The following is a 20366-nucleotide window of genomic DNA, read 5'->3' on the forward strand; positions in this document are numbered from 1 at the left end:
TGCAACCCATTAATCAAAACTTATCTATTTCTTCTTAGCAATCAATGTCGCAAAGTTGAGTTTGATTCGATTACCTTGGGCGTCCGTTCTATGTAAATGTCCCGGATTTTCATTGTATTTAAGAATTTCCCAATCATGGTAATACTGCTTCAACTCGTCTGGCTTCAAGAAGCACTTGAATGGCACCATATCTAACGGAGCATCTGGTGTTTCTACCGCACAAACCACAACATTAATCCCACCGCTTAACGTATGTGCTTGCATATCAGTGATGATATCGCTAATTTTTTCTCGCTGTAAGAACATCAATACAACGGTAGAAATGATCAAATCATAGTCACCTTGAATCTGGTGGCTGTTGATGTCATAGAGCGCAGTATGAATATTTTCAATACCTGAATCTTTTTTCACTGTCTCAATGGCTTGAATATGATTCTGATTAATATCCACCGCAGTAACGTCATAACCTTGCTGAGCAAGATAAAAACTATTGCGACCACGACCAGAACCTAGATCTAATGTTTTACAGGGTTTTGCGAGATTATTTTCACAGAGGTAACGCACTTCAGAGTGCGGCATACTGAGGTCATATTTTTTATAGAATGCCAGTTCTGGACGGCATAAAAATGACAACTGACAGCGCATGTCATCGCTGCAACCTGCAATACGATGCCAAACTTGAGGTTCAATCACCGGTGGTTGATTTTCAGTATCAAAAGTAAACTTTTGTTCGCTACCATCATCGCCAAAAATAATAAAATCTAACGAACCTTCAAGTACATTCAATTGTGCAAAAGTATCTTCTTTGGTGTTGTGGCGGTCTTGGAACATCAATGGAACAGAAGCTTTGTCCCATACTGGCATTGTTTTATAGCACACTAATTCAGTCATACAGTCACCATTAAGTTGCATTTTAAATACATCTTATAACTTACTTACTCAGAGTGCAAAGCTTTCATGAATTGGTTACAGAGTGATTGATATTAATCAACCTCCCGGTTAACGGGAGGCCAAATACGAAAGATTAATAACCGAGTTGTTTGGCGCTAAGCCCTAAAAACTCAAAAGGTTTTGAATCAACATACTGGGCTGTTGCATCCCCAGAATAGATGTGGCTTTGCTCTTCACCTAAATCAAGTTTTTTCACTTTGCCGGTTTCACTAGAAAAATCTATTTTCTTTAAATCTGTCCAGAAAACATTTGGTGTTAGTGCTGATTCAAAGAAATAGAGCTGACGTTTATGGTCAACTAATGTACGCCAACGGGTAGAGGAAATTTCAGGAGATTCTTCAGATGTCAGACCATAAGGGACAGAGACATTACGGATTACACCAAAAACACTGGCGACCGCTTTATTCGGTGTCGTACTTTGGGGAATGGCATTCACATAAAATTGTGCCCGCGCAAATCGATCTGCTGAGCGGTTAGTCCCCGGTAACATGACCGTGCCACCAATTCCTTGCCAATATTCTTGCATTGCTAACTGCTTTTCATAGGCTGGCGAATTGGTCATCACTTGATATTTACGGCTGTGGTGGATAACTTGTTTGCCATCAATATATTCAACTATTGCGCTATCACCACTCGGGTCAGAAAGGGATAAATGCAATGCCGCTAAACGGTTTTGGCCGGGTACATTATCTGTCGCGACAATAAATGGATGTTGTTCTAATGCAGTCACAGCCTCAGCAACACTGGCATAATTATCCAGCATATATTGCGCCCATAATGAGAGCGAAATAGCAGGCTGCTTATCATCCAGCTCTGGGTATTTGGATTCAGCAAGCCATAATAAATTCGCCACTAAACCTTTTTCATTGATACCATCAGTCGTTGAAATATCGTAGCCAGATGCAATCACACTACCATATTTAGATTTCCATTTGAGGGAGTTAGCGCCAGCTACACCGTCTCTATCCATCCCGCGAGGGAAGATCCATAAGTTAGTGCCAATATCATATTTCCAATCCATCGTTCTGCCGGTCATAATTTGATTATTTTCACCGAGATAAACAACACGGGTACAAGCCTGAGAAACCATGGTAGGAACATAAATAGCAGCGATAGTTAACAGTGTGACAATGCTTTTCTTCACAAATCGCATCTTGCCTCCAAAAGGTGTGGAATTGATAGCGTAGCTAAACGACATGAATGAACAACCGAACCTTATATTCAGTATAAGATGTTCGGTTTGTTATGTGTGTGTAGACCATGAAATAAAACGCAATGAGGATTAACAAAACCGGCTAATCCTCTCAATTCGCATAATACGGCAATTAATCGCTAATTATTTGCAGAAGAGAACCAAGTGCGCAATAAGGCAGCTTTTTTAGCGTTATCAGGTATCCCAAGCGCTTCATCATATAGACTAATCGATATCTGGCATACCGTGGCAGGTGATTTTTTACCCGCTTCTAAGTTTGTCAATATGCTAACGTCATTACCATATTTTGTCACTAACTGCGTTCTTAAGTCGGAGAGTATCTGTTGATATTCAGCCTTAGAGAGTACTGGCTGCTTAACACCTGCTTCTCCTGAAATTAACAGTGCATTAATAGCACTGATTTGTTTTAGTAGTACATTTTGACTTTTTTGTGGCGGAATAATATCAGCGGAATCCCTTAATTGAGGGAACAACGCGTTAAAACAGACTTTTCCTGTTGGATCTTCGGCTAACAAGGCTTTCAAGTTGTCATTTACTTTTGCCGTAAAATTAACCACAGTCTCATCAGAAGCATAAGGCATGCGCTCAACCACTAACTTCATCGATTGGCTAATAATCAAATCTAATAACTGACGACGTAATTCTTCATTAGCGGGGTCATATTGTGACATTAAGCTTTCAAAATTTTGATAGGTCACTGGGCTTATTTTCTTAATCGTCACAAGGATCGGCAGTTCCTTCTCAACTTGAGCAATCGCTTCTGAATGAATCGCACTATTGCTTTCCGTTGATAGCACATTGTTGTCTTTGCTTAACCAATAGAAACCAAGGGCAAAGCCAATAAAAATGATGCTAATCACCAATGCGGTTTTACGTGGACTGTTTGTATTCAAAATGACCCTGCCTTTTAACGATAAAACAAATACTGAAACTCAGGTATAAATAATCTTAGTCTATTTTGCCTGCTTGAGGGAATGGCATAATATAAACAATGCGTTCTGCACAATTATTCTATCGTCGAGTGGGGTTCTAGCGCTATAGGAATAAGGTTAAAATGGCGAGAATTTAGTGAAATAAATTGAACAAAAAAACCTCAATACCTGAATCAGCATTGAGGTTCTAGTAAAATAAAGATTACTTAGCTTGTACACCTTCAACAGATAGCATTAATTCAACTTCTTGGGATTTAGGACCTAAATCAGATTTAATATTAAACTCTTTCAGCTTAATATTTCCTTTAGCTTCGAAACCAGCACGGTAGCCGCCCCAAGGATCCTTACCTTCGCCTGTTAATTTTGCATCTAAAGTAATTGGTTTTGTTACACCGTTTAACGTAAAATCACCTGTGATTAGGTATTTATCACCTTCTTTCTTAACTGCGGTAGAAACAAATTTTGCTTCTGGGAATTTTGCTGCATTTAAGAAATCTGGGCTACGTAAGTGTTTATCACGTTCTGCATGGTTAGTATCGATACTGCCTGTTTTAATGGTGACTTCAACCTTATCTTTAGCAGGGTCTTTTGCATCATAGGTAAAATTACCATCAAAATCTTTAAAACTACCGTATAACCAGCTATAACCTAGATGTTGAATACGAAATTCAATAAACGCATGTTGGCCTTGTTTATCGAATGTATAATTTTCTGCAAAAGCAGAGCCAGCAGTTAATAATAAAGCACCAGATGCAAGACCTAAAATAGATTTCTTTAACATAACTTTCTCCACGTTATTTATCGGGGTTAAAACCCAGCATTCTTTTTAAAGTAATATCGCCATCATAAAAATGGTGTTTTAGTGCAGCAAATGCATGTAAAACGGATAACAAAACAACAGCCCAAGCTAAATAAAGATGAATTTCACCCGCACTGTCAGCTTGAGTTGCGGCACCAGTAAATAAGGCTGGAACATTAAACCAACCAAATACACTAATTGGTTGTCCATCTGCAGTTGAAATCAAATAACCACTAATTAAAATACTGAACAAAATAATGTAAATCAGAATTTGTGCAGAGATAGAAGCTACTTTGGTTAATTTGCTATAACTTGGTAATGGTTTTGGTGGTGGTGAAATAAATCGCCAAACCACGCGAAAAAGCATAATAAAAAACAATAACATTCCTATGCTTTTATGTATTTCTGGGGCCTGATGATACCAGACATCATAGTAGCCTAAGCTTACCATCCAAAGGCCTAATGCGAACATTCCATAAACGACAATTGCAACTAACCAATGAATGAGCAATGATATATGCCCGTAACGTGTGGTACTATTTTTCCATTGCATATTAAAAGCCATATAGTTTTAAATTAATAACCTAGATAACCAGGCTGTAATAATCATAAGGTGAAATTACTTTTATTCCTACCCTAAAGTTAAACAAATATTTTGTTGAAGACATTCAAATAGTATCATCATAAATACAAATATATCCCTTATATACTTAAACAATAAGAAAAGGTTTAATTTTAATCGAATTATATAAAGATATTTATTTTTATGTAAATAAATTAAAATAAATAAGAATTTAAAATAAGTAAATTAACTTAAATTCAATGCTTATTCTAATTTTTCATATGGTATACGGAATATTTATAAACATAGTTTATTTATCTTAAAAAGGCTAGCCACTATTTTATAAAATAAATTCCTCAAAAATCTTTCATATCAGATTTTAATTGATAATCTAGCTCTTGCCACTCCTCCACCTACTTAAAGGTTAATGTATGTATACACTCTGGATAGCCAACAAAAATTATTCGTCATGGTCTCTTCGCCCTTGGATTTTATTGAAAACATTGCAAATCCCTTTTGAAGAAAATCTCTGTTACTTTGAAAATGGAAAAAGTAGCCACGAAAAATTTCAGCGTTTCTCCCCTAGTGGTCAAGTACCTTGCTTAATTGATGGCAATCTAACGATATGGGATTCATTAGCCATCTGTGAATATGTCGCAGAGGATTTTCCTCAAGCATGGCCAAAAGAAAAACAAGCAAGGGCGTGGGCACGTTGTGCTAGCGCAGAAATGCATTCTGGATTTACTGCATTACGCCAACAATGCCCGATGAATATCACAAGATGTGAAGCGTTACCTGAAATTTCCCATGAGTTACAAGCCAACCTCAATCGACTCCAACAATTATGGCAAGAAGGATTTGATAGATTTGGTGGTCCATGGCTGGCTGGCAAAGAATTTACGACCGTAGACGCATTTTTCGTCCCCGTAGCTTCCCGAATTCATAGCTATCAACTTCCAGTTAATACTCAAGCTAAACAGTGGGTTGACAATATTCTCGCTTTACCCGCAATGCAAGAATGGCAAAAGTCAGCCTCCCAAGAACCTCAGATTGAGCACTAAATCAGAGTAAATAGGGTTAGGGCTAGAGCTAACCCTATTTAATGTCTATTTTGATTACTAAAAAAACATCTGTACGAGCATCAAAATTACGTTTTAATCAATTTGGTTTCAAAATGTGCTATGAGCGCCTATTTTGAAACCGTACCGCTATAAGTTTTCATCCCATGGGTCTGCTGTCAGTACATTCCCTGTTGGCGTGTGCAATGTCACAAGATCATTTTTAAACCACTCCGCCAATGAAAAACCACCTTTTGGCGTTTCTACATAGATGTCAATTGGGCAATAGGGTGTATTAGCTTTAATGGCAAACTGTGCAAAGTCTTCTTTTTGTTGGCGAGTTGGACAGCGGATCACCACATCGAGATCGCCATCAGCCAACATACTTTGAATATCGGTAGCAAGTGTATATGCACAACTCCCTGTTACGCCCCATTTCCATGGCCAATTATGTTGCGAAATCAGTAATAGAACTTGAATCGGAGGAAGTGCAATAAACATTGACCGCTGTAGTTCAATCGAATTCGTCACCAATGATTCCACATTCATAATATGAGTTATTGCAGATTTATTAATCTGGGTCGTTACGCGTTGGTGAGGTTTGATCCCACGAATGGCAACCGTCAATTTATTGTCTTCGGCTTTGTCGCGGTATACGGTCAGAGGAAGCTTATGATTCCACTGGGATCGAACCCACTCAGGCAGTGATTCCACAGGCACATCATTATTGCTACCCACCCAAACAAAATCATGGGGATTAATTATTTGCATTTATTCTTCCTTTCACATGACAACATATTGCTTTTACGCTGGGGGTATTATGCATTTTTTATCTCAGATAAATACAGCGCCAATCTCAAGCCATAGTTATTCTGCCTTGTATTTCACTCTATCAATAACTAAAATCGGCGCTAAATGTATATTTATACTGTCATATGATATCATTCAAAACTCTTAGTAATGAATGAGTTAGATTACATTTTATGAGCGTCATATTATGAAGAAAATCCCCGCTATTCATGACGGCATTATATTCAGTAGTTGCCTAATTCTCAGTGCCTTGGCCGCATTGGCCCTCATTGATGTTCAAGCCGCCATGTGGGCAGCCTTTTCGACGCTATACTCATTCAACCTATTCAGTGCAGCGAAAGAATATAAAAATTACTTCTATACTGCCTGCTGTCTCGCCATGATCTTAGTCGCTATTTTGATTGGAGATACTTTACGCTTAGGCACTGAATTTTATATTTACTTAGCCGTTTTTTCATTTATCTATTATCAGTTATACGGGACAGATCCGATGATGGATTTAACCATGAAATTCATGATTATCATGTCCACCATTGGTACAATACTTCCCGCAATTTCGAAAAGCCTGACTCTTGGATTTTTAATTGGTAGTGGTGTCACCCTACTGGTCTATTCAGCACTTAGCCAAAAAATGACGCGCCATTCAATTATTACGCCGTTACTTGTTGAAAAGAATTTAGTCACGCTTCGAAAGAATATTATTCCTCGCTCAATGACATATGCGATTGGCTTACTACTCACGTTGGCAATCCCAAGAATGATCGATCTCGGGCACTTTTATTGGACATTGCTGACTTTTGTCTTCGTACTCCACCCTAAATCACAGAGCATTGTGAAGATAACCTTACAAAGAGTTGCGGGTAGTTTAATTTCTGTGTTATTCCTCTTTTTACTGTTCAATACCCCATTGATGCCTTATATCGGGCTAGCTGCTATCCTTGTTTTTGCTTTTTTACTGCCAATGAGCTTCCACCATGGCTATACCTTTATGACATTCGTTGTCACTAGCTTGATATTATCGGTTCTAGAGCAAGTTGTTTATTGGCGACATCCCGCCTACACCCTATTGTTTGATCGAGTATTAGAAACCGCGCTGGGTGGAGCTATCGCAATTATTACCAGTATTGTGTTGAAATTATTTCGAGAAAAGGCAAAACAAAATTAGCACTACCATTCGCGCCATAGGGCTAATTTTATTTTTATTATCCATTGATTACCACGGTAAAGGGGCTTTTTCTCCATTCGCATGTTCACCATAATACAATGAAGGAAGAAAGCGTGATAAATAGGTAAATTCATTATAGCAATGGCGCATTAACTCTAAACCAATCTCGTCAGATAACTCAGTACGTGGGTCACTAAGAGACGCACCTAGAACAAATCGACTACGAAGTACACATCCAAAATCAGTATCTCTGGTTAAATGCACCATTTTCCCATCTATAGGATATCCCTGCTCATCCATTAGCACATGGTCACCAAAGCCGATTGAAGCACAGACTGCACCTGAAATAGTTTTATTCTCAATCGCTTGAGCGAATGATTGTTTATCGAAAAAGTCTGAAGCTTCTCTAAACTTGAGCTTAGCTGCAACAGGAGGAATCGAACCTAAAGACTCAACCGCATGAATTGAAGCACCGATAAAACGCTCCCTTTTTTCCAATGCTCATCCCAACCATGGTGAGCGACATGATCATGAGGATGCCACCAACGAATATGCTGAGTCGTTTCAAAAAAAGTAAACCACCACTCCAACATTCGCCCTTTGCAACCATGCAAATCCGTTCGTACTGCGACGGTTAATAATCCATTTTCATCACGTTCAATTCCCATCTCCATACGTAGAGGCTTTGAAAGCAATAGCTCATTGACATCATCAACGGCCCAAATTTTATGTGTTGTCATAGTCATCATCCTGAATAATATTAATTAGGAAACTAAATTTGTTTCCCAATTAATTTCAGGGTAAAATCCTTTTATGTCAAGATAACAACATTAAGGATCGCCATTTATGTCAAAGCGTGAAGACATCAAGCCCGCTAGAGGACGCCCTAGTATTTCTGAGGATATTCTAAAAATGAAAATGATTCAGGCAACTAGCGAATCACTCATTAAGGATGGCTACCAACTAACGACCATTGATAATGTTGCAAAGCGAGCTGGTGTCGCGAAAAAAACAATCTATCGTTTTGTCGATAACCGTGACGACCTGATTGAGCAGGTTGTACTCAGCTGGACAGATAGCTTTGTACCTTTATTTGACTCAAAAGCTCACTCTACTGATACTTTTTTCGAATTATTGCAGGTCAATTTAGAAACGGTCGCTAACACGGTACTTTCTGAAGAGGCAGTTGGCTTATATCGATTACTCCAGACTGATTTTAAACAAAAAAAGATCCTGCTCGATAAATATCAAAAAAGTGGAATTGAAAGAAGTCGTCGATTATTAGCAGATTGGCTAACTTTCCATTGGGAGCAAAAAATAATAAAGCAAAATGACTATGTCGTTATGAGTGACTTAATTTTATCTATGGCAATTGCAGAACCATTGAGGCAAATTTCTCTCGGATTGGCACCCGCAGGGATATCTACCGAACTAAAAAATAGGATCCAACAGATTATTATTCTCTGCCGTTCAGTGATGTAGATAAAATCACCTAATAGACTTTCGTGCTCTATACTCTAAATACTTAAAGATGTCGTTAAGTGGTCCATGAGAATGCTACTGGAAATCTACATAAATTAATGATTAGCACCATATTAGTATCAATAACACAGCAATGTGAAGCATGACGAAGATATATTTTAGAAAGAATGGAAAACTTAAATAGACCATCGAAAGTTAACTGGAGCTAAGAATGAAAATATCTATTATTGGTGCAACGGGCTTTGTTGGTAAGGCACTCGTCTCAGAAGCATTAATGCGTCACCACCAAGTCACCGCAATTTCTCGACACAGTAACCAACTACCTCAGCATGCCCATTTGATCACTGAGTCTGGTGATATTATGGATACTTCTTGGCTAACATCACGACTAAAAGGTCAGGATGTGGTGATCAGTGCTTTTAATGGTGGCTGGGATAATCCTAATTTGTATCAAGACACTATAGCTGGCAACCAAGCAATTTTACATGCTGTACAAAAATCCCTTGTACAACGATTTATCGTAGTAGGAGGTGCTGGTAGTCTTGAAATTTCACCCGGCGTATTACTATTAGATTCTCCTGAATTTCCAGATAAGATTCGTCCAGGCGCTCAAGCTGTGAAAGAATTTAAATTAGTTCTACAATCAATTAACTCTCTCGATTGGACATTTGTTTCTCCCGCAGCAATTCTTGAGCCAGGAGAAAGAACTGAAACTTTTCGGCTCGGTAACAATCAATTACTTATGAATGGAAATACACCTGCAAAGATATCTGTACAGGATTTATCTGTCGCCATTTTAGATGAAGTCGAGCACCCTCAATTTATTCGTCAGCAATTTACTGCGGCCTACTAGTGCCGCTTTATTTTTATGACAATCCCAAAGAGAGTGATTTTTACTTATATGATTATTAATTTAATCATATAAAATTAAAGTCATCTAAAAATAATAAGAACATTTACTTAAAAATAATCCCTAAATGACTATATTTACCACTAACTCTTTCCATTAATTATCTTTTATCAATATAAAGTTAATTTTTTTAAATATCCGGATTAGTCTTATATCGATTAATAATGAGACTCTCATGTTATTAATTAGCGTTTTAAATACACACTAAATTAGTACCTCATATAACATAAAAATACTTTTTCATCTAAAAAGGCATTATCCACGGAGAAGTGAATCTATAATTACTTAATTAGATTACCTTTGCAGTTAAGTATTTTTATTTATAGCATTTCATTTATACAGATGATTTCATACGAAACAGTTTCATTATTGATTTATTAATACATTGATTTTAAAGGTTATATCATCTAGGTGGAATCATTATCTTATAATACTTTTAGTGTAATGTACTACGAGCTCCACTATTAACATTCACTACACCATACAAAAATGAGGCAGGTTCTAGATTAAACAAATAGGCGAATTGAAACAAGGAATCCACATCGATACAGCTCTCGCCATTTTCAAAGCGATTCATCTCATCCACTGAAACTCCAATTAATTTAGCTGCTTGCTGAAGACTCATTTTATGACTCTCCCTTTGCAGTCGGATCTTAACCCCTAGCTTTTTAGCAATTTCATTTTTATTCATAAATACTCCTTTTACTCTTTAGCTGAATATTAATTATGAGGCGGCTAAATTATCACCGCGCTTAGATCAATTAATTGATTTAAGTTAAAAAAACATGACATACATCACATTTTTAGTAGTACTCATATAAAGATAATTTTCAACGAAAAATTCAGTTGATTGATTCAATTCACTTTTTCAATCAAAATTCCATGTAATATAAAAATAAAAACGTGATATTAATCACAATGATAAACAACATATCAAAGGTGTATATCTTAATCCCCTTCATATCATATGAAGGAATACTACTAAGAACTATCATTTATTGACGATCTATTCTCCGCTTTCTATATTACAAAATCACGAAAACATTGATCAAGGATTATCTGAAAATTTTACAATAAATGATAGATTACGTTCATATACTTAAATTTATTCTTATATTCTAAATTATCAATTAATGACATATTCACTTAAACAATTCTAGGTATATTAATAATAACTGACTCCCCCCTCTATCACTATCAGAATCGTTTTTTATCATTTATAAAAAACATTTCAATAGTAACAATTTATAATGACAAATTTGAATATTCATGATTGATAATTGAATTACAGCAAATTAGATCCCCTCGAGTAACTCACTGAATGTTTGTCTAAATTTCATTCGATAGGTAAAGTTTTCTATTCTATTTGTATGAATATTCTTTTGTTTGCACAACAACTTAATGCACAAAAAGTGCTTTTATTTCAATCGAAAATTCAGCCTATTCTTACTCAAAACCGCAGTTGAAAAGGCTAGGGCTCAATATATTTGAACGCAAAAATACGAATGAAACTTACTTAACTTCACATTGCTTTAAAAAAAATTGCCCGTAGACATGTTATCCTATGATCAACTAGGATTAGTTCCTATGTATCTTATTTTAATACTCAGATTTGGGGTCTTAATTTTCGTCTAATGCGAAAGTGACTGGAAACGTAACCATGCTACAAGAAAGTGTTATCAGAGAAATTATTCTCTGGATCGAACAAAATTTAGAGTCGCGACTCTCTCTCGATACTGTCGCAGATAAATCTGGGTATACTAAATGGCACTTCCAACGCCTTTTTAAAAACCAAACAGGTTTAGCTCTAGGCTCTTACATTCGAGCTCGACGCTTGTCTTGTTCTGCCGTAGCACTACGTTTAACTAACGACAGTATTATGGATATCTCCCTACGCTACCGATTTGATTCGCAACAAACTTTTTGTCGTGCATTTAAAAAACAATTTGGCGTCACACCATCAGAGTATAGAAAACGTACAGGTTGGCATATTGAAGGTTTCTGCTTACCATTACGTGAAAGCAAAGAACTACAAGCTCAAGTTCAACTCGTCGAATTACCTGAAATTAATTTACTGGGAATGACCCACCGCTATACCCAAGGAATTAATGAGTGGAATTTAAAGACAGAAGAACTCAGAAAACAGTATTGGAGAACCTTTTTAGATAAAAATAAATTGGTCGCCCAGAATCTTTACGCCATCCATGGTGTAGATACCGCCTCCGAGGAAGAAGGTCGTTTTCTCTATTCAACCGCATTCAATGAACAAGACATGGCGACTGTTCCCCCCTTTTCTAAATCACTAAAAGTTCCGGCGGGTAATTATCTAGAAATTAAATTTCTCGGAAATTTACAAGGTACTGACTACAACGATATTATTTATACCGCATACGGCAAAGTTTTAGCAGAAATGGATATTGTTCGCAGCACTGGCTGTGATATTGAACACTATGTTTTGAAATCAACCCCGTCTTATGAGGAATTCGTCAATTATCCTCATGAGTATATTCAAGAACTCAATTATTATATTCCAGTACTTACAGGATAATTGCTAACAACCAGCCAGAAAACTGGTTGTTAGGTTGCGATAATAGCGACTTAGAATGTTAGGTTTAACTTAGCCCAGAAATTTCTTCCCGGTTCGTTAACAGGGCTATTTGATGAATATCCAAATCCACTATTTCCAGCTAAATTTAAGTGCTCGCTATAGGTTTTATCAAACAAGTTATCAACACCTGCACTTAATTTAATGCTTTCATTAATTCGATACGCGGTATTGAGTGAAAAAATGGTGAATCCAGCACTTTCACTGAAATCTTTACCGACAACGTTACCTTCATTAATTGCCACACGATCTTGACGGCTAACCATACGAACCAGTCCTGTTGCCGTCCAGTCCCCTTTTTCCCATGTCAAACCTAAACGGCTTTCCAACGGAGGCATCTGTGGTAACGCTTGACCATCAGTCCTATTTTTTCCCCATGAATATGCGAGGCTAGCATCCGCTTTCCATGCATCACTAAGTTGGTAGCCTACCCCCATCTCCCCTCCCATAATCATGGCATTCACATTCTCCACTTGGCTCATTTTGGCGTTGGTGGCACTGTAGCGGAATAGAATAAAGTCATCGACACGTCCAATGTATGCAGATACCCAAGCATTGGTTTTCTCATCACTGTATTTTGCGCCAATATCTAGTTGGGTGGTTTTCTCTGTTTTCAAATTATCAAAGACGTTTTTACTGCCATCCGGCCCCATTTTAGGTGAAAAAAGTTCCCAATAATCAGGGAATCGCTCGGTATACCCTACCCCCGCATATAACATAACGGGCATCTTAGGTAATGCATGCTCATAACGTACAAAACCAGCTGGCATCACCGTATTGCGCCCAGAAGATCCCACTCCAGTATAGTTATCTACAATAACCCGATCCACACGCCCGCCACCAATCACTTTTCCTTGGTCATTCGTTGCCCACGTTAACTCACTGAACACGCCATAATCCTGAAATTCTGCATCTTTTTTCCAGATATTATTACTATTTTTGCGATGTTTATTGGTTTGCATATCCGCACCGGAGCGCAATTCATAATCATTCCATAGCCAAGTACCCATCACTCGCCCACCAATTGTTTCACGGTCAACTCGCATTTTCATTGGCATATTCATCATGCCATGGCTTCCATGGCCGCCACTCATATGCCCACCGGATCCCATGTTGCTGGTTGGGCTACGTAATGAATAGTTATCCATGATATGGTCGGCATAGTTGTAATACACATTGCCTTCTAGTTTGTCGAATACCTCACCAATATTGCTCTTTTCAAAGCGCAAACCTAAGCTTTCGCGTTTAAATTGAGAGCCATCCATGCCACGACCAGCATAACGAGCCTCTCCATCCCCTTTACCGGCACTTAATTCCACTAATGTATATTCATCCGGAGTCCAGCCGACCGCCACGTCCGCATTCCATTTATCCCATTTCGATGGCACTTTATCCCCGTTACCATCTTTATAGTCGTTAGAACGTGATTTATTCCCAATAATACGAATGTAGCCTTTTTCATTCCCAGCACTGACATCTGCATTAGCATCCCAACGTTGATTTGACGCTGTTAACGCACTGGCATTTCCTTGAATTCCGGCTTCGGTAAAAATCGGTTTCTCACGCTCAAAACGTACCGTTCCTGCTGAGTTTCCCGGCCCCCATAAAACAGTCTGAGGGCCTTTAACCATGGTAAGCAAATCAAAGTTTTCCGGTGATATATAAGAAGTCGGCGCATCCATACGCGAGGGACATGCACCTAGCATTTCGCTGTCATTAGTCATGATCCGCAGGCGCGAACCAAACATACCGCGAAACACAGGATCGCCATTTGTTCCTCCATTACGAATTTGAGAAAAACCAGGAATAGTTTTTAAATAATCAGAGCCGTCACTGGCAGGCACTGGCTGCCTTGGTGTTTTCGGTGACGTTGAAATTGTTAGTGGAGAATCCACCGGCGCAGTCACAATCATGACTGAGTTATTAGTGATTGGCGTTTGGTTTTTCTCATTGTCTGCCACCGCTGAAATGGAGGTGATTGCAGTGATAACAAGCGCTGCGATAGGCGCAAAATTAAAGGTATTTGAGTTCATTTTTAACCTGTATTTATCTATTTATTGTCGCTGCCTTCTCAATGAAGCTTGGTTTACAATCCACATAAAGATGCCTATAACAGAGCCTCCTGAACATAAAACGGATATTCAAGATAAGTGGAATTGTTTTGCGCATTGAGAGCAAAAGCAGAATATTATTTTGTTTAATAATCGATTAGATAAAACAGGAAATCGGAGGCGCTCGCGCTAAACGCAGCGACCAAGGACGAAATACCCACAATTGGATACAGCGTTCATAAGGAATAAACAGGGTTAGTGTCGCCAGTTGTCGAATAATTGCGGCAACAAATAAAATCAGGAATGGGAAATTAACCAACAATTGGCAATAGCCACACGCGATATCTTCCATTGGGGATTGCCCAACACTGACCATCAGCATGTGGTTCATAGCACCGCCTTGCTCACAATGCTCAGACAATGGCATATCATGATGCTGAGACATCGAATGCTCTGCCATTGCGCCATGGCTCTCTGCACAGCTGTTCATCTGTTCCATTGATTTAGAAATCAATGGCGCGATAAACAGCATCGCAACAGCCAGCAATGCAAGATAAGCAGCAGATTGTCTGATTAAGGGGCGTAAGTGCAACGTTTTCCCGTGATTTCACGACGAATAGATAGGGGCGGATTGTATCTTAATTGGATGTTTGTTGTTATTGTTTTTTGCCAAAAACGTTAACTGTTATGCACTTAAACCTAGTGAGTCATATTTATGCTGATTGCACTTAACCATAAGAGGTTAGCTACAACGGATAACGGGAGCCTAAGCTCCCGTTATGGTCAACAATCATCGTTAATGTAGAAATATTATTTCTCTGCCGCGACACCTTTTTTCTCATGCAGCATCATTAAAGCTTGCTCGACACTGCGCTCGATTATAGCTCGGCGCTGGTCATTCTCAGGAAGCAATTTTAACATCATCTGCCATGCCGAAATGGCTTCAGGGTAACGTTCTTGTTCAAAAGCATTGAACGCAAATAAACTCAGTGCTTTAACATTCGTCCGGTTTTTAGCGATCAATTTTTTGAGTAACTCATTACCCTCCTGATTGTCACTGGGATCTGATGAACGCGTTAATACCTCAGCATACCCCAATGCGACAGCATCATCTTCTGGAGATAAGCGATACGCTCGACCATAGGCATCGGTTGCCATTGTCGCATTACCGAGAACCATACCGATGCGCCCTAACATCACCCATCCATCAATATTCTGCGGATCTTCCTGTAAGCGTGTTCTCAGCCCTAACGCCAAGTTCTCCATCTCTTCATTATTCAGAGGAAGTTCATTGGCATTTAACGCTCTATCCAATAATTCAGGGGCTTGCTGATAAGCCACATTCCAGTCAGCCACTTTTTTATAGTTACCGACTTGATAATAGGCTGCACCCGTAATACCCAGCGCAATAACGATCCCGGGAACATACACCCAAAAACTTGCTCGTGTCGCTTCCGGCAATGTTTCGGTATCATCTTGCTGACTATTTTTACTCACTCTTACGCGTTTTTTCGAGCGCGCAAAAATAATCCAGCCGCCAATGGCGATAGCGATAAATGGCATTCCCCATAAGGCTACAGTCAGCGGGGTTAATGGCGGGTTATACGTGACGAAATAACCGTAACGCGCCACCATATAATCGACAATTTCATCTCGATTTTTCCCTTCCTGCATCAATTCATACACTTTCTGGCGCAAGTCTAAGGCGATCATCGAGTTAGAATCAGCGATACTGTTATTTTGGCATTTTGGGCAACGTAACTCTTCTGTTAATTTACGGAATTGCTGCTCTTTCTGCTCATTGTCGAAGGTAAATACCTCCGTCGCTGCAAAACTCATCCCCGCACTCAATCCCCACATCAGCAAGGCAATTACATATCTCATTGCGTACTCTCCTTGCTGTATTTATCCCACAGAGGCTTAAGTTCATTTTGCCAAACACGTTCATCAACAGCACCGGCATGGCGATAACGAATAATCCCTTGCCCATCGATTAAAAACGTTTCAGGCGCGCCATACACCCCAAGATCTAATCCAAGCATCCCTTGCCCATCAAATAGGCTCAACGCATAGGGATTCCCCAGTTCACGCAGCCAAACAATCGCTTTTTGGCGATCATCTTTATAATTAAGGCCGACAACACGGATACCTTGAGCGGCTAATTGGTTCAAATATTGATGTTCTGCACGGCAGGTTGGGCACCACGTTGCCCAAACATTTAACAGTATAGGCTGACCTTGAATAAGCACCTTGGAGTCATATTCTTGCCCCGGATTTTCTAAGGATTCCAAACGGAAAACGGGTACCGGTTTACCAATCAATGCCGACTCTAATAAACGAGGATCATCCCCTTCGGCATTACGGACTAACTGCCACAGCAGGACAGCTGCAATGACCGCAAAAATAGCCAAAGGAATTAAAAAGATTTTGCGATTCATACTGTTTCCCCCTGTGATTTACGACGACGATAGCGCGGATCAAACAAACAAAAGAGCGCACCAATCGACATCAACACACCACCTGACCAAATCCAGCGAACAAACGGTTTGTAATATAAGCGTAACGTCCAAACATTGGGTGATATTTCCTCACCTAATGCGGCATACAGGTCTCGGGCAAAACCACCATCGATTGCGGCTTCAGTCATCACCGCACGGCTGGTACTGTAAAATCGTTTTTCTGGGTGTAATGTTGCAATAACCTTGTCATTCTCTTTCACGGTCAGTGTTCCAATTACCCCTTGGTAATTTGGACCATCGGCTTCATGCACCCCATTAAATACAAAAGTATAAGCGCGGATAGTCACACTATCATCGGCCTTCATTTTGACATCTCGCTCAATACTGTAATTCTGGCTAAAAGCAATCCCGACAATAGTCACCGCCAAACCAAGGTGAGCACAAACCATTCCCCAGTAGCTTGGTGTGAGTTTTATTTTTTTGCTAATGCGAACTTTCATTTCAGCAAAGGCCAAAATGACAATCCAGCACGCCATCATCAATCCCAGCACCGTCAACGCTTCTACGCGATCTTGCATTAACCAAGGCAGCACAAAAGAGAGGATCAATGTCAGCACGAGCGCCATGATTAACAACTTTTTAATCGCAGCTGGGCGATCTCTTCCCCAGCGAACCAGCGGTCCAATTCCTAAGAGCAGGGCAAATGGCACCATCAAGGCGATAAACATGGTATTGAAAAATGGCTCGCCAATCGAAATGGTTCCCAAACCAATTTGTTTGTGAATCAAGGGTAATAATGTGCCTAGCAGCACCACCAGCATCGCGGCGGTAAGGATCACGTTGTTCCCCAATAGCAGAGATTCACGCGACCAAAGTGCATTATTAACTTTGGAACGAACCTTATGCCCACGGACAGCAAAGACCAACAGTGAGCCGCCAATCACCAGTATCATAAAGGCTAAGATAAATAGCCCACGAGCTGGGTCAGAAGCAAAGGCATGCACAGAAACCAAGACACCGGAACGCACCAAGAACGTTCCTAATAAACACAATGAGAAAGCAAAAATAGACAATAACAGCGACCATGCTTTGAACGTAGCGCGCTGCTCAGTCACGGATAATGAGTGGATCAGTGCCGTCCCCACCAACCATGGCATAAAGGAAGCATTTTCTACCGGATCCCAGAACCACCAGCCTCCCCAACCTAATTCATAATACGCCCACGCGGAACCTAGCATGATCCCGAGGGTTAAAAAGAACCAAGCGGCTAATGTCCAAGGACGAGCAAAGCGAGTAAAGGAGCTATCTAATCGTCCACTTAACAGTGCAGCGATAGCAAACGCGAATGCTACAGAGAAGCCCACATATCCCATATACAATAATGGTGGATGGAAAATTAGTCCGGGATCTTGCAGCAGAGGGTTTAAGTCTCGCCCTTCAATCGGGAATGACGGTAACGTCCGCGAAAATGGATTTGAGGTGAAAATAATAAACAGTAAAAACCCAACACTCACCATTCCCATAATCGCTAATACGCGAGCCACAATATCTAATGGCATGCGATGGCTACAGAGGGCAACAGCAAATGTCCAGCCGCTCATCAATAAAACCCATAAAAGTAATGAGCCTTCATGAGCACCCCATGTTGCTGCAACACGGTACCAGATAGGGAGTTGAGTATTTGAGTTATTCGCCACATAAGTGACAGAGAAATCATTCACCACAAAGGCATTGATGAGAACTAAAAAGGCCCCGGTGACACAAAGAAACAGTAGCCATGCAAGCACTCGGGACGATCCCATCAAGCGAGCATCATTACGGGCAACCCCCCATAACGGATAAAAAGAGAGTAATACGGCGATCCCAAGTGCTAAACACAGCAGGATATTACCAATCTCTGGGATCATGATGCATTGTCCTTATACACTGCCTCTGGTCGTTTATGATTCTCTTGCATCGCGTGTTCGACTTCTGGAGGTGTATAATTTTCATCATGTTTGGCTAACACTTCTTTTGCTAATACATGATTATTCGGTTCTAACTCCCCTTGAACCACGACCCCTTGCCCTTCTTTAAATAAGTCTGGCAATGTGCCGCTATAGGTCACATCAATTTCAGCCTCAGCATCATAAACGGTAAACGTCACTTTCAATGAATCGGGATCACGGACAACAGAACCCGGCATCACCATGCCACCGACACGCAACCGCTGACCAACTTCAGGGACTTTTTGAGTTTCCCGTTTACCGTAAATAATTTCGCCAGGAGTATAAAATAGGTCAATGTTCGAACTTAAGGCGTACAGCACCAAAGAGAAGGTTAGCCCTACACCAAGAACTATCGATGAAATAAGCCACAATCGATTACGACGACGAATATTCATAGAGACTCCCTACGCACTCTTGCAGCTTTTTGTCTCGCTTCCCGCGTTTGCTGCTGAATGATTGAGTTGATAATCATTTTTCGTTGGATAAAGGTATGAAAACACAAGCCTAAAATAGGCAATATGGTCAAAACCACTGCAAGCCAGACATAAAATCCGTATCCCCCCATGGCAAAAAAATCGGACCAAGAGGCAAAGGCGCTATTCATTATTTTTTTCCTCTCTTATTCACGATATCTAGAACCCATGGACGATTACGCTCCAGCAATAAAAGTTGATTACGCAAACGAATGAGTGTTAAGGAGATAAACAAAAAGAGATATCCCAAAATCGCGAAACGCAATGGCGTACGCATCGCAGGATTAATACTTTCTTGCATACGGGTTGATGGCTGATGCAAAGTTTGCCACCATTCAACAGAATAGTGAATGATCGGTAAGTTAATCACACCAATAAGCACTAAAATGGCGGCGGCTTTCCCTGCGGTCCGGCGGTCATCAAAAGCATGCCATAAGGCAATAACCCCAACATACAGGAAAAAGAGAATTAATTCAGAGGTTAATCGTGCATCCCATACCCACCAAGCACCCCACATCGGTTTACCCCATGTTGCGCCAGTGACTAACGCAATAAACGTAAACACTGCGCCAACAGGTGCCATTGCTGCTATAGCGACTTCGGATACCTTCATTTGCCAGACTAAGCCAACAAAAGCGGTAATTGCCATCGTGGCATAAATCCCCATCGACCACATAGCGGCAGGGACGTGAATATATATGATCCGGTAACTATCACTTTGTGTTTTATCCGTGGGCGCAAAACCAAAACCCCAGATCCAACCTACCGCAAGAAAGACCACACTTAACACAATAAACCACGGCGCTAATTGCCCGCATAATCGATACAGGTTCATTGGAATGGCAAGTTGGTGAAGCTTTTTCCACATAGTTTAATAGCCCCGATTTATCCCGCTATAACGCGGTTTG

20 protein-coding genes and 1 pseudogene are annotated in these 20366 nt (G+C 40.0%); 5 read left to right on the forward strand and 16 right to left on the reverse strand.

Translation table 11 applies throughout. The annotated features are described in order from the left end of the window. Positions 1 to 24: 24 nt before the first annotated feature. The 5 genes from tehB to PROVRUST_RS11755 form a co-directional block, all read right to left on the reverse strand. Positions 25 to 912 (reverse strand): SAM-dependent methyltransferase TehB, encoded by an 888-nt coding sequence (gene tehB, locus PROVRUST_RS11735; protein WP_006815043.1) that lies wholly within the window; start codon positions 910 to 912, stop codon positions 25 to 27. A 112-nt stretch (positions 913 to 1024) separates the two neighbouring features. Further along, the gene (locus tag PROVRUST_RS11740; protein ID WP_039855150.1) at positions 1025 to 2104 is read right to left on the reverse strand and encodes a linear amide C-N hydrolase; all 1080 of its coding nucleotides are present in this window, start codon (positions 2102 to 2104) and stop codon (positions 1025 to 1027) included. 179 nt (positions 2105 to 2283) lie between these two features. After that, positions 2284 to 3057 carry a hypothetical protein gene (locus PROVRUST_RS11745; RefSeq protein ID WP_039855153.1) on the reverse strand — a complete coding sequence of 258 codons (774 nt, stop codon included), beginning with the start codon at positions 3055 to 3057 and terminating at the stop codon, positions 2284 to 2286. Between the two features lie 241 nt (positions 3058 to 3298). Further along, positions 3299 to 3877, reverse strand: coding sequence for a YceI family protein (locus PROVRUST_RS11750; RefSeq protein ID WP_039855154.1), 579 nt, complete (start codon positions 3875 to 3877; stop codon positions 3299 to 3301). Between the two features lie 13 nt (positions 3878 to 3890). Further along, positions 3891 to 4448, reverse strand: coding sequence for a cytochrome b (locus PROVRUST_RS11755; protein WP_039855155.1), 558 nt, complete (start codon positions 4446 to 4448; stop codon positions 3891 to 3893). 440 nt (positions 4449 to 4888) lie between these two features. On the opposite strand from PROVRUST_RS11755, the gene PROVRUST_RS11760 reads away from it, so the two are divergent. After that, positions 4889 to 5518, forward strand: a complete 630-nt coding sequence (locus PROVRUST_RS11760; RefSeq protein WP_006815048.1) for a glutathione S-transferase family protein — start codon at positions 4889 to 4891, stop codon at positions 5516 to 5518. Between the two features lie 147 nt (positions 5519 to 5665). Here the strand turns inward: PROVRUST_RS11760 and PROVRUST_RS11765 are convergent, their stop codons facing one another. Further along, on the reverse strand, positions 5666 to 6286 hold the full coding sequence (locus PROVRUST_RS11765; protein ID WP_006815049.1) for a malonate decarboxylase holo-ACP synthase: 621 nt from the start codon (positions 6284 to 6286) through the stop codon (positions 5666 to 5668). 226 nt (positions 6287 to 6512) lie between these two features. On the opposite strand from PROVRUST_RS11765, the gene PROVRUST_RS11770 reads away from it, so the two are divergent. After that, on the forward strand, positions 6513 to 7490 hold the full coding sequence (locus PROVRUST_RS11770) for an FUSC family protein (RefSeq protein WP_006815050.1): 978 nt from the start codon (positions 6513 to 6515) through the stop codon (positions 7488 to 7490). Positions 7491 to 7538: 48 nt separating this feature from the next. Here the strand turns inward: PROVRUST_RS11770 and PROVRUST_RS11775 are convergent. Then, a pseudogene (locus PROVRUST_RS11775) lies at positions 7539 to 8230 on the reverse strand (DAPG hydrolase family protein). Between the two features lie 106 nt (positions 8231 to 8336). On the opposite strand from PROVRUST_RS11775, the gene PROVRUST_RS11780 reads away from it, so the two are divergent. Together PROVRUST_RS11780 and PROVRUST_RS11785 are read left to right on the forward strand one after the other, a co-directional pair. Continuing rightward, positions 8337 to 8972: a TetR/AcrR family transcriptional regulator gene (locus tag PROVRUST_RS11780; protein WP_006815053.1), complete on the forward strand. Its 636-nt coding sequence runs from the start codon at positions 8337 to 8339 to the stop codon at positions 8970 to 8972. A 211-nt stretch (positions 8973 to 9183) separates the two neighbouring features. Continuing rightward, a complete protein-coding gene (locus PROVRUST_RS11785) occupies positions 9184 to 9825 on the forward strand; it encodes an NAD(P)-dependent oxidoreductase (protein WP_006815054.1) in 642 nt (213 codons plus the stop codon). Positions 9826 to 10318: 493 nt separating this feature from the next. Here PROVRUST_RS11785 and PROVRUST_RS11790 read toward each other — a convergent pair whose 3' ends face one another. Then, positions 10319 to 10573: a helix-turn-helix domain-containing protein gene (locus PROVRUST_RS11790; protein ID WP_006815055.1), complete on the reverse strand. Its 255-nt coding sequence runs from the start codon at positions 10571 to 10573 to the stop codon at positions 10319 to 10321. A 969-nt stretch (positions 10574 to 11542) separates the two neighbouring features. On the opposite strand from PROVRUST_RS11790, the gene PROVRUST_RS11795 reads away from it, so the two are divergent. Continuing rightward, on the forward strand, positions 11543 to 12430 hold the full coding sequence (locus tag PROVRUST_RS11795) for a helix-turn-helix domain-containing protein (protein ID WP_006815056.1): 888 nt from the start codon (positions 11543 to 11545) through the stop codon (positions 12428 to 12430). 50 nt (positions 12431 to 12480) lie between these two features. On the opposite strand, the gene PROVRUST_RS11800 is transcribed toward PROVRUST_RS11795, so the two are convergent. The 8 genes from PROVRUST_RS11800 to PROVRUST_RS11835 all read right to left on the reverse strand — a co-directional run bounded on the left by PROVRUST_RS11800 (position 12481) and on the right by PROVRUST_RS11835 (position 20326). Next, positions 12481 to 14520 (reverse strand): TonB-dependent copper receptor, encoded by a 2040-nt coding sequence (locus tag PROVRUST_RS11800; protein WP_039855157.1) that lies wholly within the window; start codon positions 14518 to 14520, stop codon positions 12481 to 12483. A gap of 175 nt (positions 14521 to 14695) precedes the next feature. Then, entirely contained in the window at positions 14696 to 15130 is a 435-nt protein-coding gene (locus PROVRUST_RS11805) for a DUF2946 domain-containing protein (protein ID WP_039855158.1), read from the reverse strand. Positions 15131 to 15348: 218 nt separating this feature from the next. Continuing rightward, positions 15349 to 16422 (reverse strand): cytochrome c-type biogenesis protein CcmH, encoded by a 1074-nt coding sequence (locus PROVRUST_RS11810; protein WP_006815060.1) that lies wholly within the window; start codon positions 16420 to 16422, stop codon positions 15349 to 15351. Next, positions 16419 to 16976: a thiol:disulfide interchange protein DsbE gene (gene dsbE / locus PROVRUST_RS11815; RefSeq protein ID WP_006815061.1), complete on the reverse strand. Its 558-nt coding sequence runs from the start codon at positions 16974 to 16976 to the stop codon at positions 16419 to 16421. Before dsbE ends, PROVRUST_RS11810 begins: the two co-directional genes overlap by 4 nt. Further along, positions 16973 to 18904, reverse strand: a complete 1932-nt coding sequence (locus PROVRUST_RS11820; RefSeq protein WP_006815062.1) for a heme lyase CcmF/NrfE family subunit — start codon at positions 18902 to 18904, stop codon at positions 16973 to 16975. The genes dsbE and PROVRUST_RS11820 overlap by 4 nt, the downstream gene beginning before the upstream one ends. Continuing rightward, positions 18901 to 19380 carry a cytochrome c maturation protein CcmE gene (gene ccmE, locus PROVRUST_RS11825; RefSeq protein ID WP_006815063.1) on the reverse strand — a complete coding sequence of 160 codons (480 nt, stop codon included), beginning with the start codon at positions 19378 to 19380 and terminating at the stop codon, positions 18901 to 18903. Before ccmE ends, PROVRUST_RS11820 begins: the two co-directional genes overlap by 4 nt. After that, positions 19377 to 19589, reverse strand: a complete 213-nt coding sequence (gene ccmD / locus PROVRUST_RS11830; RefSeq protein WP_006815064.1) for a heme exporter protein CcmD — start codon at positions 19587 to 19589, stop codon at positions 19377 to 19379. The genes ccmE and ccmD overlap by 4 nt, the downstream gene beginning before the upstream one ends. After that, positions 19589 to 20326 (reverse strand): heme ABC transporter permease, encoded by a 738-nt coding sequence (locus PROVRUST_RS11835; protein WP_006815065.1) that lies wholly within the window; start codon positions 20324 to 20326, stop codon positions 19589 to 19591. The genes ccmD and PROVRUST_RS11835 overlap by 1 nt, the downstream gene beginning before the upstream one ends. Positions 20327 to 20366: the final 40 nt, after the last annotated feature.

This window comes from Providencia rustigianii DSM 4541, from assembly GCF_000156395.1.
GTDB classification, from domain to species: domain Bacteria; phylum Pseudomonadota; class Gammaproteobacteria; order Enterobacterales; family Enterobacteriaceae; genus Providencia; species Providencia rustigianii.

What these genes read in the sequence shown, in the direction of transcription:
- PROVRUST_RS11755 (WP_039855155.1), bottom strand. Translation starts at nt 4,448, where the DNA reads ATGCAATGGAAAAATAGTACCACACGTTACGGGCATATATCATTGCTC.
- PROVRUST_RS11800 (WP_039855157.1), bottom strand. Translation starts at nt 14,520, where the DNA reads ATGAACTCAAATACCTTTAATTTTGCGCCTATCGCAGCGCTTGTTATC.
- PROVRUST_RS11770 (WP_006815050.1), top strand. Translation starts at nt 6,513, where the DNA reads ATGAAGAAAATCCCCGCTATTCATGACGGCATTATATTCAGTAGTTGC.
- ccmD (WP_006815064.1), bottom strand. Translation starts at nt 19,589, where the DNA reads ATGAATAGCGCCTTTGCCTCTTGGTCCGATTTTTTTGCCATGGGGGGA.
- PROVRUST_RS11790 (WP_006815055.1), bottom strand. Translation starts at nt 10,573, where the DNA reads ATGAATAAAAATGAAATTGCTAAAAAGCTAGGGGTTAAGATCCGACTG.
- ccmE (WP_006815063.1), bottom strand. Translation starts at nt 19,380, where the DNA reads ATGAATATTCGTCGTCGTAATCGATTGTGGCTTATTTCATCGATAGTT.
- PROVRUST_RS11780 (WP_006815053.1), top strand. Translation starts at nt 8,337, where the DNA reads ATGTCAAAGCGTGAAGACATCAAGCCCGCTAGAGGACGCCCTAGTATT.
- PROVRUST_RS11785 (WP_006815054.1), top strand. Translation starts at nt 9,184, where the DNA reads ATGAAAATATCTATTATTGGTGCAACGGGCTTTGTTGGTAAGGCACTC.
- PROVRUST_RS11835 (WP_006815065.1), bottom strand. Translation starts at nt 20,326, where the DNA reads ATGTGGAAAAAGCTTCACCAACTTGCCATTCCAATGAACCTGTATCGA.
- dsbE (WP_006815061.1), bottom strand. Translation starts at nt 16,976, where the DNA reads ATGAATCGCAAAATCTTTTTAATTCCTTTGGCTATTTTTGCGGTCATT.
- PROVRUST_RS11820 (WP_006815062.1), bottom strand. Translation starts at nt 18,904, where the DNA reads ATGATCCCAGAGATTGGTAATATCCTGCTGTGTTTAGCACTTGGGATC.
- PROVRUST_RS11760 (WP_006815048.1), top strand. Translation starts at nt 4,889, where the DNA reads ATGTATACACTCTGGATAGCCAACAAAAATTATTCGTCATGGTCTCTT.
- PROVRUST_RS11765 (WP_006815049.1), bottom strand. Translation starts at nt 6,286, where the DNA reads ATGCAAATAATTAATCCCCATGATTTTGTTTGGGTGGGTAGCAATAAT.
- PROVRUST_RS11810 (WP_006815060.1), bottom strand. Translation starts at nt 16,422, where the DNA reads ATGAGATATGTAATTGCCTTGCTGATGTGGGGATTGAGTGCGGGGATG.
- tehB (WP_006815043.1), bottom strand. Translation starts at nt 912, where the DNA reads ATGCAACTTAATGGTGACTGTATGACTGAATTAGTGTGCTATAAAACA.
- PROVRUST_RS11740 (WP_039855150.1), bottom strand. Translation starts at nt 2,104, where the DNA reads ATGCGATTTGTGAAGAAAAGCATTGTCACACTGTTAACTATCGCTGCT.
- PROVRUST_RS11750 (WP_039855154.1), bottom strand. Translation starts at nt 3,877, where the DNA reads ATGTTAAAGAAATCTATTTTAGGTCTTGCATCTGGTGCTTTATTATTA.
- PROVRUST_RS11795 (WP_006815056.1), top strand. Translation starts at nt 11,543, where the DNA reads ATGCTACAAGAAAGTGTTATCAGAGAAATTATTCTCTGGATCGAACAA.